Source organism: Pseudohaliea sp. (assembly GCF_040217025.1).
GTDB lineage: Bacteria > Pseudomonadota > Gammaproteobacteria > Pseudomonadales > Halieaceae > Pseudohaliea.
Genome location: NZ_JAVJOA010000008.1, coordinates 985668 through 1002368, shown reverse-complemented (window position 1 = coordinate 1002368; position 16701 = coordinate 985668). Strand labels below are relative to the sequence as shown.

Below are 16701 nucleotides of genomic sequence, written 5' to 3'. Positions count from 1 at the left end.
GCCCTGTCGCATCGTTGTGCGTCGCAGCGCCGTGCGCAAGGCTCTGGCGGCGCGCCTGCAGTGCAGCGTGGCGCAATCAAACGCGGCGGGGGAGGCCAGGAACCGTGTTGTAAAGATGGTGCCGGCAAGAGGATTCGAACCTCCGACCCACGCATTACGAATGCGTTGCTCTACCAACTGAGCTATGCCGGCCCGAGAGAGGGCGCGATTCTATGCCATCGCTCCGGTGCCGGCAAGCGCACGGCGGCCGGCCTGCACGGGCGGTCAGCGTATCGAGGCGACGTAGTCTGCCTCGAGCTCCGGTGCCTCGTCCTCGGGCGCCAGCTGCAGTTCCAGGGCACGGTCCAGCTCCTCGGCAATCCGCTTCAGCGGGGCGCCCAGCGCGTCATCTGCCGTCGTATCGCGCTCGACTTCGAGCACGGCCATGTCGACAACCGGGGCGTCCTGCGCCGGCGGCTCGGCAGCGGCCACGGCGCTGGCAAGGATGGCCAGCCAGGTGAAGTGTTTCACAGTATCCTCCAGGATTCGCAAAGTGTGTAGAAAGGTAACATTTGACGTTACGAAGGGCATCATAGTGCCATATTGGATTTTTTCAAGTGCTAATAAGAAATTTTTCTGGGCGAGCAAGGGCCGCGCCGGGCCATCATGGGACCCTTAGAGTGCCGAAATAGAACCGAAATGGAGCCCGCACCAGGGCGGGCACAGGGAGGGTCAGGCGTCCTCTAGCGAGGCGATCTTGAGCAGGGTGTCGCGGAAGATGCGGTGGGCCGTTGCCAGGTCCATCGCCTGGTCGAAATAGACTGCGGAACGCAGCCCGATCATCATCGCGTAGGCGACCTCTGCGGCGTCGCCATCGTCTCCGAGGTAACAGGCCGGCGCGGCCCGGAAGATGGCGACGAGGTGGTCCTTGCAGCGCAGGTCGAACTCGGCCTTGGTCACGCGCAGTACTTCGTCGTGCACGGCGGCGCCGAAGCACTCGAGCATGAAGCCGATCTCGGTCCGCGTGCTGGCCTCGCCGCGGAACCAGAGGTCCGCGAGATGCTCAATGCGGTCCCTGGCCGCTGCGTCGCCCCGGTCGCCGATGCGGGCGAGGAACTTTTCCGACACGTTCTCGAAGTACTGCTCGAGAATGTCTTCCTTGCCGCGGAAGTAGTAGAGGAGGTGGCTCGCCGACATGCCGGCCCCGGCGGCGATGTCCGCAAGGGTCGTGCGCGTGTAACCCTTGTCGATGACGCAGTCGTGCAGCGCCTGGAAAATGCGGCGGCGGCGCTCCGCACTGCGGGCCTGGCGGCTGCTCCGGGGGGCTCGTTGCGCGCTGGCGGTGCTGTCCAAGAGGTCGGCTTCCTTGCAGAGGCCCGGCAAAGCTACCAAAATTTTGTGTTTGAATCTTCTTCAAATAAGGCTTAGCCTTGCGGCCATAAATCGAATAAGCGAATCGAGGATCCGAGTATGGCTGACGCCACACCTTTACCTGGCCCTGCGGCACGTGCCGTCATCGGCGATCTGCTCTCGCGCGCAGCCTTCGCACTCGACGAGCAGGAAGACGCCATGCTTAGTGCCTGTTTTGCCGAAAACGCGGTGTTCTCCCTTCGCATTGCCGGCGGTGACCTCATCGGCCCCTTCGAGGGGCGCGAGGGCATCATGGGCCTCATGCGCGGCGCCTGGGACGAGCAGACCGACAAGCGCCGTCATGTCGTGTCGAACGTTTTCTATCCCCCGGCGGGCGAGGCGACGGTGGACGGCGCCATCCCTGTCGTCTCCTACCTCTCGCTGTTCGCCACGGAACACGGCGAGGCGCAGCTCCTGTGCACCGGCATCTACCGCGATGAAGTCATCGTTGACGGGAGCCGGTGCGAGCTGGTGCGCCGGCATCTCGATCTCGAAAAGGCCTACTGACCCGCCATGAATATCGGTCGCATCCCCGCGAAGACAGCGCGCATGCAGCCGCAGCAGCCGGCGCTTATCGATATCCCCAACGACCGCCGGATCAGCTACGGCGAGTTGGACGAGCGGGTGCGGCGTCTCGGCAACGGCCTCCTGGACAGCCTAGGTGCCGAGAAGGGTGATCGCGTTGCGGTCCTGTCGAAGAACTGCATCGAGTACATGGAGCTCTACTTCGCCTGCGCGCGGGTGGGGCTGGTGCTCCAGCCCCTCAACTGGCGCCTGGGCACGGCGGAGCTGGCCCGCATCATCGAAGACGGCGAGCCCCGCGCCCTGGCCTACGCCGGCGACTTCGATGAGGTCGTCGATACGCTCGGCACGCAGGTGTCGCTCCCCAACTGGCTGCGCTTCGGGCCCGATGGTGACTATGAAGAGCTGATCGGGGCAGCCAGCGACGCCGAAGCGGCGATCGCCGACAGCGTGGGTGATCACGATCCGGTGCTGATCCTCTACACGGGCGGCACGACCGGCCGCTCCAAGGGCGCCCTGCACACGCACCGGTCCCTGTTCACGGGCATGGTCAACCAGACGGTCGCCGAACGGGTGCAGCGCGACGACGTGTACATGCTGACCGGCCAGATGTTCCATATCCCGGTAGTCCTCGCCATGAACTACATGGCGCACGGCTGCCCGGTGGTCCTGATCAACTTCGAGGCGCGGCTCGCCCTCGAGGTGATCGAGCGCGAGCGGGTCTCCGCCTTCCTCGGGGTCACCACCATGCTCAACTGGATGATGGCCGTGGAGGACTTCGACCGCTTCGACCTGTCGAGCCTGCGCAACATCCAGTACGGCGGCGGGCCCATGCCGCGAAAGGTCGTGGAAGCGGCCCTGGCGGCCTTTCCCTGCACCATCATCCAGGGCTACGGGCAGACCGAGGGCATGACCATGAGCTTCCTGTCCCAGGAGGATCACCAGGCAGCGGTCGAGGGCAAGCACGCCGGGCGCCTGTCCTCCTGCGGCCGCGAGGCGTTCATGACGACGCTGCGCGTTGTCGATGGCCAGGGCAACGACGTGCCCCGGGACGGCCAGACGCCCGGCCAGATCATCGTCAGCTCGGAGGCAAACATGGTCGGCTACTGGCGCCAGCCGGAGCAGACCGCAGAGACCCTGCGTGACGGCTGGCTCTATACCGGTGACGTCGCCACCTGGGACGAGGCCGGCTATGTCTACATCGTCGACCGCGCCAAGGACATGATCATCTCCGGTGGCGAGAACATCTTCAGTACCCAGGTGGAGGCTGCTATCCACCAGCACCCCGCGGTGCTCGAGTCCGCCGTGTTCGGGGTGCCGGACGAGGAGTGGGGCGAGGCGGTCAAGGCGGTGGTGGTGTTGAAGCCCGGGATGAGTGCCACCGAGGCGGAGATCATCGCGACCGCGAGCGAGCACCTGGCCTCCTACCAGAAGCCGCGCTCCGTCGACTTTGTGGAGAGCCTCCCCAAGGCGCCCACGGGCAAGATTCTCAAGCGCGACCTGCGCGAACCCTACTGGCGGGAGCACGGAAAGAATGTCTAGTTCCAGCAACACGGCCGCAGAGGAAACGCTCCTGACGCCGGAGCTCCTCGCCAATATCGGCCGCCAGGACTCGCCGCGGCGCGAGCTCGTGACCCGCCGGGAGATCCGCAAGTACGCGATCGCCACCGGCAACCGGCAGCAGCGCTATCTCGACGGGGACGTGGCGCCGCCGATGTTCCACGTGCCGCTGTTCTGGGACGTGGTGACCATGGACGAGCTGTCGCCGGACGGCGTCTTCATCGACAAGCTGCTGCCGAAGTTCCCGCTGGAGAAGGCCATGGCCGGCGGGCTCGAAATAGAGTACCTGAAACCGGTTCGTCCCGGCGACTGGCTGACGGCGACGCGCACCCTCACGGATATCTACGAGAAGCGCGGCCGTTCCGGGCCGCTCATCTTTTACGAGCTGGTCATGGAGATACGCAACGACGAGGGCGAACTGGTAATCCGGGAAAAGACCACGAGGATCCTGCGGTGACGACTGTGACGGCGAATCGGGAGCTCAAGGCCGGCGATGCACTGCCGGGTTTCACCCGCAGCTGCGACGAGATCCAGCTGTTCCTCTACAACGCGGTGCTCTACAACGCCCACCGCATCCATTTCGACTACCCCTATGCCACGGAGGTGGAGGGCTATCCGGGCCTGGTGGTGGCCGGCCCGCTTCTCGGTGACTGGCTGCACCAGTGCGTCGAGGAATGGCTCGACGGCGACGGCGACCTCGAGCGCATTAGCTACTCCAACCGCGGCGCAGCTTACGTCGGCGACGCACTGCACGTCGGCGGCGAGATCACGTCGGTCGACGAAGCCGCCGGTACGGCCGCCCTGACCCTGTGGGTACGCAACGATTCCGGCGATACGCTGGTACCGGGTGAGGCGACCGTACGCCTCGGCGGAGGCGGCGCGTCGTGAGCCTGCGGGCCGCCACTGCCCTCGTTGGCGCCTTCGACACGGCGGTCGGCGTCGTCCCCGGGGTGACGCCGACGGAGCTCTGCGCCGAGGCGATCCGCGGTGCCGTGGCCGATGCGGGCCTGGCCCTCGGCGACGTGGACGGCCTCATCACCTGCAACGCCATGGCGCAGCCGATCCTGTACCACGCGGAGGCGATGGCGGAGTACCTGCAGCTGTTCCCGAAGCTGTGCCTGACCCTGCCCACGGGCGGCGGCACCACCGTCACGGCCCTGGCCCACGCGGCCGCGGCGATCCTGGCGGGGGAGGTCGATACGGTCGTCCTCGCCATGGCGGACAGCCTGCGCAGCGGCCTCACCCGCGACCAGGCGATGCGCATGCAGTCATCGACCGGGCACCCGGACTTCGAGCAGCCCTACGGGCCGACGGTGCCCGCCTACTACGCGCTGATCGCGCAGGCGCACATGGCGCGCTATGGCACCCGTCCCGAGCACTTCGCGCGCATTGCCGTCGATACGCGCGCCCATGCTGCGCGCAACGCGACGGCGCAGAAGCGCGACCCGATCACCGTCGACGACGTGCTCGCCTCGCGGCCCATCGCCGACCCGCTGCGGCTGCTGGACTGCTCCCTGGTCTCCGACGGAGGCTCGGCCGTGGTGCTGACCCGCGCCGACCGCGCCCGCGACCTGGCGAGGCCGCCGGTCTACTGCCTCGGCTTCGGCGAGGGACACAGCCACGAACACATCAGCCAGGCCCGGGACCTCACCGCCTCTGCAGCGCGGGAGTCCGGCGCGGCAGCCTTCGCCATGGCCGGCCTGGGCCCCGCGGACCTCGCCTTCGCGCAGCTCTACGACTGCTTTACGCCGACGGTGCTCGTCGAACTCGAGGACCTCGGCTTCTGCGAAAAGGGTGAGGGCGGTACCTACCTCGCTAGCGAGGGCACCGGCCCCGGCGCCCGGCTGCCCGTCAACACGCACGGCGGCATGCTGTCCCACTGCCATCCCGGCAATCCCGGCGCGATGTTCGCTCTCACGGAGGCGGTACGCCAGCTGCGCGGCGAGTGCGGCGAGCGCCAGGTCGCGGGCGCGGAGGCGGGCCTCGTGCACGCGCAGGGCGGTATCATGTCCAGCCACGCGACGCTCGTCCTGGGCCGGGAGGTGTAAGGTGGAACGGATCCAGCCCCAGCGTACCGACGGTCTCGCGGCCCCCTATTTCGCCGGCTGCCGCGAGGGCGAGCTGCGCCTGCAGCACTGCCCCTCCTGTGGCCACTGGCAGTTCTACCCGCGGCCCTTCTGCACCGCCTGCGGCGCCGATGCGCCGGCCTGGGAGGCGGCGAGCGGGCACGGCACGGTGGCCAGCTTCTCGGTGGTGCGCCGGGGCCTGTCGCCCGCGTACGAAGCGCCCTACACCATTGCACTGGTCGACCTCGCCGAGGGGCCGCGCATGATGTCAGTGATCATCGGCTGTGAGCCGGAAGCCGTGAAAGTCGGCGCGCCGGTCACGGTCTGCTTTGAACAATGGTCAGAAGATCTTTCCCTGCCGGTGTTCCGGCTGGACGAAAATGGAGGTGTGAAATGAATGCCGATGCCATTCCCGTCGCTATCATCAACCCCGATGCGCCCGCGGACTCCCTGGAAGCGAAGCAGCCCTACATCGACAACGGCGTCGAGCGGGCGGGCAAGGAAGGCTACTTCAGCCGCGATTACATGCGGAAGGAGTGGGACCGGCTGTGGACCCGGAGCTGGCTGATCGCCGGCGTCACCGCGGATCTCGGGAAGGTCGGTGACTACTTCCTGTTCAACATCGGGGACGAGTCGATCATCGTCACGCTGACCGAGGACGGGGTACGCGCCTTCTACAACGTGTGCAGCCACCGCGGCTCGCGCCTGCTCTCGGAAGAGCGCGGCAATCGCAAGGTCATCGTCTGCCCCTTCCACAGCTGGAGCTTCAATAACGACGGCAGCCTGCGCCGGATCACGGACGAGGAGACCTTCCGCCCCGAGGTGGTCGCCCACCGCCCCGGCCTCATGGCCGTGCACTGCGAGGTCCACGCCGGTATCGTCTTCATCAACATGAGCGAGGGCGAGGCGCCGCCGCTCGCCGAGGCCATCGGTCTGCCGGAGGGCTACCTCGAGGCCTACCGCATCGACCGCATGAAAGTGGTCCGCCACGTGCGCAGCGAGTGGGGCGCCAACTGGAAGGTCGGCGTCGAGGCGTTCTACGAGAGCTACCATCTGCACGCGGTGCACCCGGAGACCCGTGGCGTCATGGGCGACCTCAACGTGCAGTACGATCTCTACCCGAACGGCGCGAGCCGGATGATCGTTCCCCTCGGGCAGCCGAGCCCGCGCGCCGCAGACCAGTCGACGGTGAACGACGGGCTCGAGGCCATGCTCAAGGATGCCGGCATCGACCCGACGGGCTTCGACGGCACCGCCGCTGACGTGCGCCGCGCCATCCAGCAGGCCAAGCGCGAGCGCTCGGACCGCCTCGGCCTCGAGTACGAGCGCTTCACCGACGGCCAGCTCTCGGACAGCTGGGCGACGGGCATCTTCCCGAACGTGCAGATCGGCTGTCACCCGGAGGCGGTATTCCTCATGCGCTTCATTCCGCACGAGACGGATCCGGAGCGCTTCTACTACGACACCATGACGCTCATGCTGCCGGCGGAAGACCCGGACTACAGTCCGCCGGCGTGGATGGGCCTGCCGGAGGACACGGACGTGACCGGCGCCGTGCGCCCGGCCACGGAACACTACATCCTGGAAGAAGACCCGCAGCTGGGCCTCGTACTGAGCCAGGACGCGTCCCTGCTGCCCGTGGTACAGCAGGGCATGCGTTCCCGCGGTTTCGCCGGCCAGCTCTGGGGTGAACAGGAACAGCGGCTGCGCCACTTCCACGTGGAGCTGGAGCGGCGGCTGGCTGCGTCCTAGGCGCGGCAGTGTAGCTGGTGGTGAGCAGGTAGCGAAGCAGGCAGGAAAGCCAGGAAAGCAGAGATCGAAGGTGTTTCAGGAAACCGCAAGTCGTTGGATTCATACAGGCATAGCCCATAAAGGAGCATAACAATGCAAGCCCAAGCCCCGAAGAACCGCTGCCGCAGCTGGCAGCGCACGAAGCTGGCCCTGGCCGTTGCCATGGCCCCCGCCCTGGCACTCACGGGTGAAACCGCCCTGGCCCAGGCCGCAGACGACAGCAAGCTCGAGGAGGTCCTCGTGACCGCCACCCGGCGGGCCGAGACGGACATCCAGACCACGCCGGTGGCGGTGACCGCGATCACCGGCGCCGAGGTCGACCGGCTGGCGCCGACCGATCTTGGCGATGTCCTGATGTACGCGCCCAATGTGGTCAACGGCAAGCAGCCGGGCTTCAACTCGGCCAACTTCGCCATCCGCGGCGTCGGTCAGAACGGCATTATCCTCTACTTCGAGAACCAGGTCGGTGTGATCGTCGACGACATGGTCATCCCGCACATCCAGACGGCGAACGTGGATATGCTCGATATCCAGAGCGTGGAGATCCTGCGCGGTCCGCAGGGCACGCTGTTCGGCAAGAACACCACCGGCGGCGTGGTCAACGTGAAGACCAACCGGCCGGAGCTCGGTGCGAACACGCTGAGCGTCCGCGGCCAGGTGGCCGAGTTCGGCCGCCTCGAGGGACGGGCCATCGCCAACCTCGCCCTCGGCGAGACGGCCGCCTTCCGCGCCGCCGTCATGCAGTCCGAGTCCGACGGCTACTACGAGAATGGCGCCTCCTTCGGCCCGGTGGCCGACTTCGGCGTCAACTACCCGCTGGTCGGCGCCACCGGCCAGGGTGACGGCAGCGATATCGGCGGTACGGATATCTTCTCCGGCCGCTTCAAGTTCCGCTGGCAGCCGACCGATGGCCTGGATATCAACCTCGCCTACGAGATGGTGCGCGACCGCGGCGACACCCCGCCCTCGGTGAACGAGACGCCGGACGGTGCCTACGTGTTCAACGCCCTGGGCTTCACCCGGGACCCCGGCGGCGACCGGGTGAAGGTGGCCGGCGTGTCGAATCGCGAAGGTGTCCTTCTCGACATGGGTTCCAAAGGCCACGAGATCGACGTGGACGGGCTCTACCTGAACGTCGACTGGCAGATGAGCGACGCCTACACGCTGAGCTTTTTCGGCGGCCGCCGCGAGACGGATTCCTGGCTGGCGAATACCTACACCGGTGAAGTCGGCCCGGTCTCGCTCTTCGACGCGACGCGCCAGGACGAGCGAGAGACCACCCAGTTCGAGGCGCGGATCTCCTCGGACCTGTCAGGTCCCTTCAACTTCGTCGCCGGCGCCTTCTACCAGGAGGACGAGACGCTGTTCTCGGTCGCCCAGGTGCTGGGCTTCGTCGACATGACCCTCGACGCGGGCGCGCTCTTCGGCGATCCGCTGTTCTTCAACAACAACCCGCAGGTCCTCTCCAACGGCCAGGATGCCGAGGCCATGGCCATCTACTTTGACGGCACCTGGCAGATCAACGACACCTGGTCCCTCGGTGCTGGCGTGCGCTACACGGAAGAGGAGAAGGAGTGGACCGGCCGCAACCAGGTCTTCATCCAGGCTCTCGATGGCGGTTTCGACCCGAACTTCACCTGGCGTGAACTGGGCGAACCCCTGAATGCCGCGGACTTCCAGCGCTTCCCCACGGGTGTCGTGCGCGATGACGAAAAATGGGAGGAGCCGACCTGGCGCCTGACGCTGAGCTACGAGCCTACGGACGACCTGTACTTCTACGGCACCTACTCGCGCGGCTTCAAGAGCGGTGGCTACAACGACCAGACCGGTACCGGCGGCAACCCCATCGAGCCGATCCAGGCCCGCCCGACGGACCCGGAGACTGCGGACTCCTACGAGATCGGCATGCGCTCCGACTGGATGGACGGCCGCCTGCGCTTGAACCTCACCGGCTTCTACGTCACCTACGACGACTCGCAGCAGCAGCTGCTGGCGGAGATCGAGGCGGACCGGGACGGCGACGGCGTCAACGAAAGTACCTTCCAGGAGACGCGTTTCTTCAACGCCGCCGAGATCGAGGTCTACGGCATGGAGTTCGAGGGCGCCTGGCGGTTGAGCAGCAACTTCCGCATCCAGGGCAGCCTTGGCTGGCTGGAGTCGGAGTTCAACGAGTTCCAGGCCGACACCAACTTCGACGGCACGATCGACACGGTTCTCGACGGCAACCCGGTCGCCCGGGCGCCGGAGTGGACCTACAACGTCGACTTCCTCTATGACCACCGCTTCATGGGCGGCAACATGGACTGGAACCTCAACGTGAACTACGTCGACGAGGCGACCTACGCCTACACGGCGGTGCCGGACACGCCGGACGGCATCACCGACGAGCGCACGCTGGTGAACGCCGCGGTGACCTTCCGCCCGGACAACGGCGCCTGGTGGGTTCGTGCCTTCGGCAGGAACCTCACCGACGAGGAGTACCGTCTCGGTGAGCTGCCGGTAGCCAACCTGTGGGTCATGTCCTACTACGGTCAGCCGGTAACTCTCGGCATCGAGGGTGGCATCGACTTCAGCTGGTAGAGGCAGCTGACCGCCGGTGGCGGCCCGCGGGCCGCCACTGGACCTGTTTTCATCGCGCCGTCGTCGCCCGTTCGGGTGGCGGCGGGCGTCCTGCAACCGTCAAGCTTGATCGGGGTAGTGCCCTTGAGCGACCTCATTCTCCATCACCACGACCCGTCACCCTTCGCCGAGAAAGTGCGCCTGGCGCTGGGCCTGAAGGGGCTCGCCTGGCAGTCGGTGCAGATCCCCATGGTCATGCCCAAGCCGGCGCTCACGGCGCTCACCGGGGGTTATCGCAAGACGCCGGTGCTGCAGATCGGCGCCGACGTGTACTGCGACACCCGGCACATCGTCCGCGAACTCGAGCGCCGCTTTCCGGGGCCCAGCCTGTTTCCCGGTGGCACTGAGGGCGTGGCGCTGGCGCTCGGCTACTGGAGCGATACGGCTTTGTTCCAGCCCGGTGCGGCCCTGTCGATGGGTACCAACGAGCAGATTCCCGCGCCGGTGCTCGAGGACCGCATGGCGTTCTTCGACTTCCTCGAGGACGATGACCTGCGCGCCCCGCCGGATCATTTCTTCTCCCAGTTCGCTGCGGGCCTTGCCCAGCTCGATCAGATGCTGGCGGACGGCCGGCCCTGGCTCCTCGGCGACGCGCCCGGCTGGGCGGACCTGGCCTGTTTCAGTCCCGTGTGGATGTGCCGCGGCAACATCGCCGGGGGTGACGAACTGCTGGCGCCGCTTGCGCGGCTGCGCGACTGGGAGGCACGGGTGGCCGCGCTCGGCCACGGCGAGCGCAGCGAGCTCGACGCCGAGGCTGCGCTGGGGATTGCCCGCGAGGCGAAGCCGTCTACCGGGCCGCAGGTGGCCGAGGGCGCCTGGCCGCGGCTGGCGGCGGGATCAAGGGTGCGGGTGGCGCCCGACGACTACGGGCGGGACCCCACTTGCGGCGAGCTGCTGGTGCTCGACGCCGGGGAGATCGCGATCCTCCGCGACGATGCATCGCTCGGCCGGGTAGCGATCCATTTCCCGCGTGCGGGCTACCGGGTGGATCCGCTGCCTTGAGCGCCGGCCGACCAGCCCACGGGCCCTGTCCTTCAGGCAGCCAGCGCCGTGCGCAGCTGAGCGCAGAGCCAGGCCTGGGCCGTCCCGGCCTGGCCGAGCACGCCGGTCATGCCGAGAAAGCCGTGGATCATCCCCGGGAAGTCCCGGTAGGTCACCGGCACACCGGCGGCCTGCAGGTGGTGCGCGTAGGCCGCGCCCTCGTCCCGGAGCGGATCGTACTCAGCGGTGAGAATGGTGGCCGGCGGCAGCCCCGTGGCATCGCCTGCGAGCGGTGCGGCGAGGGGGTCAGTCCGCTGTGCCGGGTCCGGTACGTACTGGTCCCAGAACCACTGCATCATCGCCCGGGTGAGGAAAAGCCCTTCCCCGTGTTCGCGGTAGGAAGCCGTGTCGAAGTCGGCGCCGGTCACCGGGTAGATCAGCACCTGGTGTGCGAGCGAGGGCCCGCCGCGCTCCCGCGCCAGCAGGCAGAGCGCCGCGGCGAGGTTGCCGCCCGCGCTGTCACCGGCGGCGGCGATACGCGCGGGATCGATGCCGAGGCCGTCGGCATGCTGCGCCGCCCAGGCAGCGGCCGCGTAACAGTCTTCGAGGGGCGCGGGGAAGGGCGCTTCCGGCGCGAGCCGGTACGCCACCGAGGCAAAGGCCGCGCCACTGCCTGCGCAGAGACGGCGCACGGTCTCGTCGTGGCTGTCGAGGTCACCGACCACCCAGCCGCCGCCGTGGAAGAACAGTACCAGCGGGTGCGGTCCCGGCCCCTCGGGCCGGTAGAAGCGCACCGGAACCGGTCCCGCCGGCCCGGGCGCCTGCAGCGCCTCCACCGCGGCGACCGGTGTCGGCACCTCCGGCGGCGGGAACACCGCGGCGGCGCGGAGTTCCTCGAGGCTTGCCCCGTCCGGGTCCGGGAAACCGGCCACCTCGAGCTGCGCGAGCAGCGGGATGACTTCCGGATCGAGTGCCATGGCTTCTCCCTGCCCTGGTTGGACGTCCATGCGTGCGGGGCCACCATGGTAGCGCAGCCGGCGCCTTCGGTGGCTGCTCGCGCCGGCGGGAACGCGCACTCCCGGTGAACAGAACGACCTGACTGAACAGCGACAAGAGGACACCACCATGTTGCAGGCTCTCCATCCCCGTCAGCCTCGTAGGCGCGGCGCGGCGGCACTGCTCGCCGCGAGCCTCGCGACCGGCGCGCTGCCCCTCGCCGCCGGGGCGGCCGCCGCGACGGACCCGGGGCAGGTCGATGGCGCTGCCGTGTATGAGCAGCACTGCGCCAGCTGCCACGGCGGCGCCGTGAAGAAGGCACCGGAGAAGACCATGCTGCAGCTCATGTCGGCGCGGGTGATCCTGGCCGCCATGGAGGAGGGCATCATGCAGCCGCAGGCCTCAGCTCTGAGCCGCGGTGAGCGCGAGGCCGTGGCCGAGTTTCTCTCGGGGCAGGACCTGGCGGCGGTGCCGGCGGAAGTGGCCCCGCGCTGCGAGGCCACCGCCATCGAGCCTGGCGTCGTGCGCGTCGGTGCCTGGGGCGTGAACAACGGCAACCAGCGCTATTTCCCGCCGTCGCTGGCCGGCATGACCGCGTCCGACCTCGACAACCTCGAGCTCAAGTGGGCCGTGCGCTTCCCCGACGCCATCCGCGCCCGCTCCCAGCCCGCGGTGGCGCACGGCAATGTCTACCTGGGCAGCCAGAGCAGCGGTGTGATCGCGCTGGATGCGAAGCGGGGCTGCCTGCGCTGGCAGTTCCCCACGGTTGCCGAGGTACGCACCGGCATCGTCGCGGACCCGGACCCGGAGACGCCCTATCTCTACTTCGGCGACCTGGTGGGCTACGTCTATGCCATCGATGCCCGCAATGGTGAGCTGCTCTGGCGCGACCGGCCGGACGATCACCCGAGCCTCACGATTACCGCCGCCCCCGCGCTGCACGACGGCGCTCTCTATGTCTCCCTGTCTTCCCTCGAGGTCACCGCGGCGGCGGACCCGGGCTACGAGTGCTGCTCCTTCCGCGGCGCGGTGGTCCGCTACGATGCCCACAGCGGCGAGCGGCGCTGGAAGTCCCACACGATCCCCGAGGCACCTGCAGCGGCAGGCACCAATGCCGCCGGGACGACGATCCTGGCACCGTCCGGCGCGCCGGTATGGAATACGCCGAGCATCGACCCCGCCCGCGGCCGCCTCTACGTGGGCACGGGCGAGAACTATTCCTCGCCGTCGGAAGGGCACAGCGACGCCATCATCGCCATGGACCTCGCCGATGGCGCCATCGCCTGGGTGACCCAGGTCACCGAGGGCGATGCCTGGAACATCGCCTGCGAGCTCGAGGAGGATGCGAACTGCCCGGCCGAGGACGGCCCGGACTACGACTTCGGGGCCGCGACCATAATCGCCCGCACGGGCGATGGCGACGACGTGGTGCTGGCAGGTCAGAAATCCGGCAAGGTCTACGCATTGGACCCGGACGGGAGCGGCGCGCTGCTCTGGGAGCGCAAGCTCGGCCGCGGCGGTATCCAGGGCGGCATCCACTTCGGCATGGCCGTGGCCGGGGATGCGTTCTACGTGCCCGTGTCCGATTTTTACGGCGGTCCGCGCTGGCCCGGTGAAGCGCGCCCCGGCATGTACCGGCTGGACGTGGCCAGCGGTGAAATTGCCTGGTTTCATCGTCACGAAGACCGTTGCGGTGAGCGCAAGCACTGCCAGCCGGGCATCTCGGCGCCGGCGTCGGCGATCGACGGGGCGGTACTCGCGGGCGCGATGGATGGCGTGCTGCGCGCCTATGACGCCGACAGCGGCGACCTGCTCTGGTCCTACGACACAGTGCGCTCCTTCGATGCCCTCGGCGGCTATGAGGGCCGGGGCGGTTCCTTTGGCGGTGCGGCGGGGCCGGTCCTTGCCGATGGTATGCTCTACGTGACGTCGGGCTACGGCATCTACGAGCACATGCCCGGGAACGTCCTGCTGGCCTTCGGGCCGAAAGCGCCTGTCAAAGCGCCTGTGAAAGCGTCGGCGAAAGCGCCGGTCAGCGGCGCCGGTCCCGGTGCAGCTGCGCCATGAGGCCGAACAGGGCGAGCACGTCATTCGGTGACGTGTCGCCCGCAAATTCCTTGTAGAGCACGGTCACGTTGACGGCGATGCGTTCCGCATCGCCCCAGCTGTCGTAGTCCGCGAGGTTGATGTCCCGCGCCGCTTCCAGCGCCGGCATGCCGGCGTTGAAGCGCTTGCGGGCCTCGTCGCGCAGGTACACGAGGTAACTGCGCACGGCACGAACGCCGCGGGCGTCGGTGACCGGGCCGTGGCCCGGCACGACCAGGGCCGGGTCCAGGGCCAAGATATGGTCGCAGGCGTCCAGCCAGTTCTGAACCGGCCCCGCCCATAAAATGGGATGGCCCTCGATGAACAGGATGTCCCCGGTGTAGACCAGGCGCTCCGAGGGGACCCAGGCGATCACGTCGCCGGCCGTGTGCGCGGGGCCCACCTGCTTCAGGTGCACCCGCTTGTCGCCGACCGCGAGGTCGAGCTCGCCCTCGAAGGTGCGCGTCGGCAGGCGCTGCTCGATGCCGTCGAAGTCGAAGCGCCCGAAGCAGTGCAGGAAGAACTCCCCGACCTCGCCGAGCGCCGGGGCCTGTTCCCGCAGCCCCTGCATCATGGCCGGGCTCTCGTGCGGCATCTCCTCCGCGCAGGCCCGGGAGGCGATGATGTCCGCCTCGGGCACCAGCGCATTGCCGTTGCAGTGATCACCGTTCGAGTGGGTATTCAGCAGCTGGTCGATTTCCCGTGCCGCCGGCGACGCGTCGCGCATGGCGGCGAGCATCTCGGCGGTGAGGCGGTGGTCGAAGAGCGTGTCGACCAGCAGTGACTGGTCGCCGTCGGTAACGAGACCGGCGTTGGACCAGCCCCAGCCGCCGTCGGGCTGCAGCCAGGCCCAGCTGCCGTTGCCCAGCTCCGCGAGGCCGCGGCGATAGGCGCGCACGCCGAGGGCGGTATGGCTCATGGCGCGGTGCTCCTTCTCCGGGGGGGGGCTTTGCGGTCAGATGGCTGCGAGGTCGCTGCTGCGGCGGCCGCGAGGCGCCTGCCGACGATCGTTGTTGCCGCTGGTCAGGTAGCGTTCGCTCTGCAGGCCAAGACCCAGGCGCCGGTCCGTGCCGAGCTGGCGCCGGTCTGGGTGGGTGACCAGGCGGCAGCCGCAGCGGCGGCCGTCGCAGTCCCGGAGCGGGACGCCCGGGGCCTCGTCGCGCAGATAGCGCCTGCCGGCGAAGCGCTGGGCGGCATCGCAGGCGATCGGTGCCGGTTCCAGGGACACCGCCGCGTAGGGACCGGTGTGACGCACGGGTAAGGCACGACGGCCCGAGTGGTCGGCGCCGCGTTTGTTCCTGCCCAGCAGGAAGAGCAGCAGCGCGACCACGGTGAGTGCAGTGAGTGCGTAGGTGACCATGCGGCTGATCTCTCCCTGATCGAGTCACCGCCAACCTAGCGCTGTTCGCCGGTCACTGCAACCACGTTGGCGACACCGCGGCAGCGATGCCTTCAGCGGTTGCGACCCAGGCGTTCGTGGGCGTCGACCCACTCGTTCTGACGCGTCTCCTTGTCCACCCGCGTGGCGGCACCCAGGGACAGTTCACCGGCTACCACCAGGCCCGCTGCGATCTCCGCCAGCTTCAGCGCCTTGCCCTTGCCGTGGCAGTCCATGATCTGCAGGCACTCGCGCTGGGTCGGCAGGTTGGTGCCGCCGCCATAGCTGGCGACGATGAGCGCCGGCAGGGTCACGGAGAAGAAATAGTCGCCGTCGCGGGTCACCCGGTTGTAGGTGGTGCACTGGTTGGACTCGCCGATGTTGGCGATGTCCTGGCCGGTCGCCAGGTAGAGCGCGGCGAGGCCGTTGGCCGGGTGCGCCGCGTTGTTGGACGACTGGGTCAGGAAGGAGGCGAGGGTGGTGATGCCCTGGCCGTAGTGCATGGCCTCCGGCGTGATCCGCAGGTTCCGTTCGAGGACCTTGCGGGGGATGGTGATCTCCGCCGTGACGCGGCGCCCGCGGCCCTTCAGGGAGTTGACCGCGGAGGTGCGCTTCTCCGTGTCGAAGTTGCCGGACAGCAGGTAGTTCTTCAGTTTCGGGTACTGCTCGCGGATCCACTCGCAGGCCACGAAGGTGGCGCGGCTGGTCATGTTCTGGCCGGCGGCGTCGCCCGTCGAATAATCGAAGCGCGTGAACACGAAGTTGTGCGCGTTGTAGTGCTCGATCTCGCGCAGCTTGCCCACCGAGGTGGTGCTCTCGGCGACCGCGCGGATCGCGTCCTCATGCTCGACGAGCCACTGCTCGAAATCGCGCGCGTCGCGCGCATCGCGGAACACGAAGCAGGGCGCCCGCTGCATGGCTTCGCCGACGACCGTCGTGGTGACGCCGCCGGCCTCCCGGATTACCTTCATGCCGCGGTTGTAGCTCGCCAGCATGGTGCCCTCGACCGTGGCCATGGGCACGTAGAACTCGCCCTGCGCATGCTCGCCGTTGACCAGCAGCGGGCCGGCGAGACCGATGGGGACCTGGACCACCCCGAACATGTTCTCGATGTTGCCGGCCATTTCCGGCGGGTCGAAGGAATAGCGCCGGGTATGTTCGAGGCGCGCCGGCGTGTTGGCCTCGATGAAGGCCTGGCGCTCGGCGATGATCTCTTCGCTGTAGTCGTTGTCGGCAGAGCGGGGAATGCGTTTGCTCAAGAGGTCCTCCTGCTGTGTTCTGCTGGCTGTCGGGGCGGGTTGGCTGGGTTTTGAC

The 16701-nt window shown here is 68.1% G+C and carries 16 protein-coding genes and 1 tRNA gene; 10 read left to right on the top strand and 7 right to left on the bottom strand.

Annotated elements, in window-relative coordinates:
* Positions 1–116: 116 nt before the first annotated feature.
* From RKE50_RS08810 to RKE50_RS08800, 3 genes are all read right to left on the bottom strand, one after another.
* Positions 117–192, bottom strand: a tRNA-Thr gene (locus tag RKE50_RS08810).
* Between the two features lie 72 nt (positions 193–264).
* Positions 265–510: a hypothetical protein gene (locus RKE50_RS08805; protein WP_350035941.1), complete on the bottom strand. Its 246-nt coding sequence runs from the start codon at positions 508–510 to the stop codon at positions 265–267.
* 201 nt (positions 511–711) lie between these two features.
* On the bottom strand, positions 712–1332 hold the full coding sequence (locus RKE50_RS08800; protein ID WP_350035940.1) for a TetR/AcrR family transcriptional regulator: 621 nt from the start codon (positions 1330–1332) through the stop codon (positions 712–714).
* A gap of 117 nt (positions 1333–1449) precedes the next feature.
* On the opposite strand from RKE50_RS08800, the gene RKE50_RS08795 reads away from it, so the two are divergent.
* The 9 genes from RKE50_RS08795 (at position 1450) to RKE50_RS08755 (ending at position 10949) form a co-directional block, all read left to right on the top strand.
* Positions 1450–1896 (top strand): nuclear transport factor 2 family protein, encoded by a 447-nt coding sequence (locus RKE50_RS08795; RefSeq protein WP_350035939.1) that lies wholly within the window; start codon positions 1450–1452, stop codon positions 1894–1896.
* Positions 1897–1902: 6 nt separating this feature from the next.
* Positions 1903–3453, top strand: a complete 1551-nt coding sequence (locus RKE50_RS08790; RefSeq protein ID WP_350035938.1) for a class I adenylate-forming enzyme family protein — start codon at positions 1903–1905, stop codon at positions 3451–3453.
* A complete protein-coding gene (locus RKE50_RS08785) occupies positions 3446–3928 on the top strand; it encodes an FAS1-like dehydratase domain-containing protein (RefSeq protein WP_350035937.1) in 483 nt (160 codons plus the stop codon). Before RKE50_RS08790 ends, RKE50_RS08785 begins: the two co-directional genes overlap by 8 nt.
* Entirely contained in the window at positions 3925–4359 is a 435-nt protein-coding gene (locus RKE50_RS08780) for a hotdog family protein (protein ID WP_350035936.1), read from the top strand. Before RKE50_RS08785 ends, RKE50_RS08780 begins: the two co-directional genes overlap by 4 nt.
* On the top strand, positions 4356–5519 hold the full coding sequence (locus RKE50_RS08775) for a thiolase C-terminal domain-containing protein (protein ID WP_350035934.1): 1164 nt from the start codon (positions 4356–4358) through the stop codon (positions 5517–5519). The genes RKE50_RS08780 and RKE50_RS08775 overlap by 4 nt, the downstream gene beginning before the upstream one ends.
* 1 nt (position 5520) lies before the next feature.
* Complete coding sequence (locus RKE50_RS08770) at positions 5521–5934, top strand: Zn-ribbon domain-containing OB-fold protein (RefSeq protein WP_350035932.1); 414 nt, start codon at positions 5521–5523, stop codon at positions 5932–5934.
* Positions 5931–7289: an aromatic ring-hydroxylating oxygenase subunit alpha gene (locus tag RKE50_RS08765; RefSeq protein ID WP_350035931.1), complete on the top strand. Its 1359-nt coding sequence runs from the start codon at positions 5931–5933 to the stop codon at positions 7287–7289. Before RKE50_RS08770 ends, RKE50_RS08765 begins: the two co-directional genes overlap by 4 nt.
* Positions 7290–7421: 132 nt before the next feature.
* Positions 7422–9908: a TonB-dependent receptor gene (locus RKE50_RS08760; protein WP_350035929.1), complete on the top strand. Its 2487-nt coding sequence runs from the start codon at positions 7422–7424 to the stop codon at positions 9906–9908.
* Between the two features lie 123 nt (positions 9909–10031).
* Positions 10032–10949, top strand: a complete 918-nt coding sequence (locus RKE50_RS08755) for a glutathione S-transferase family protein (RefSeq protein WP_350035928.1) — start codon at positions 10032–10034, stop codon at positions 10947–10949.
* A gap of 32 nt (positions 10950–10981) precedes the next feature.
* On the opposite strand, the gene lipP1 is transcribed toward RKE50_RS08755, so the two are convergent.
* Positions 10982–11905, bottom strand: coding sequence for a LipP1 family hormone-sensitive lipase (gene lipP1 / locus RKE50_RS08750; protein WP_350035927.1), 924 nt, complete (start codon positions 11903–11905; stop codon positions 10982–10984).
* Positions 11906–12053: 148 nt separating this feature from the next.
* Between lipP1 and RKE50_RS08745 the strand changes: the two genes are divergently transcribed.
* Positions 12054–13991, top strand: coding sequence for an outer membrane protein assembly factor BamB family protein (locus tag RKE50_RS08745; RefSeq protein WP_350035925.1), 1938 nt, complete (start codon positions 12054–12056; stop codon positions 13989–13991).
* Here RKE50_RS08745 and RKE50_RS08740 read toward each other — a convergent pair.
* The 3 genes from RKE50_RS08740 to RKE50_RS08730 all read right to left on the bottom strand — a co-directional run bounded on the left by RKE50_RS08740 (position 13957) and on the right by RKE50_RS08730 (position 16646).
* Positions 13957–14928 carry an MBL fold metallo-hydrolase gene (locus RKE50_RS08740; protein WP_350035923.1) on the bottom strand — a complete coding sequence of 324 codons (972 nt, stop codon included), beginning with the start codon at positions 14926–14928 and terminating at the stop codon, positions 13957–13959. The genes RKE50_RS08745 and RKE50_RS08740 overlap by 35 nt on opposite strands.
* 36 nt (positions 14929–14964) lie before the next feature.
* Positions 14965–15369 (bottom strand): hypothetical protein, encoded by a 405-nt coding sequence (locus RKE50_RS08735; protein ID WP_350035921.1) that lies wholly within the window; start codon positions 15367–15369, stop codon positions 14965–14967.
* A gap of 92 nt (positions 15370–15461) precedes the next feature.
* Positions 15462–16646 (bottom strand): hydroxymethylglutaryl-CoA reductase, encoded by a 1185-nt coding sequence (locus tag RKE50_RS08730; RefSeq protein WP_350035920.1) that lies wholly within the window; start codon positions 16644–16646, stop codon positions 15462–15464.
* Between the last annotated feature and the right edge of the window lie 55 nt (positions 16647–16701).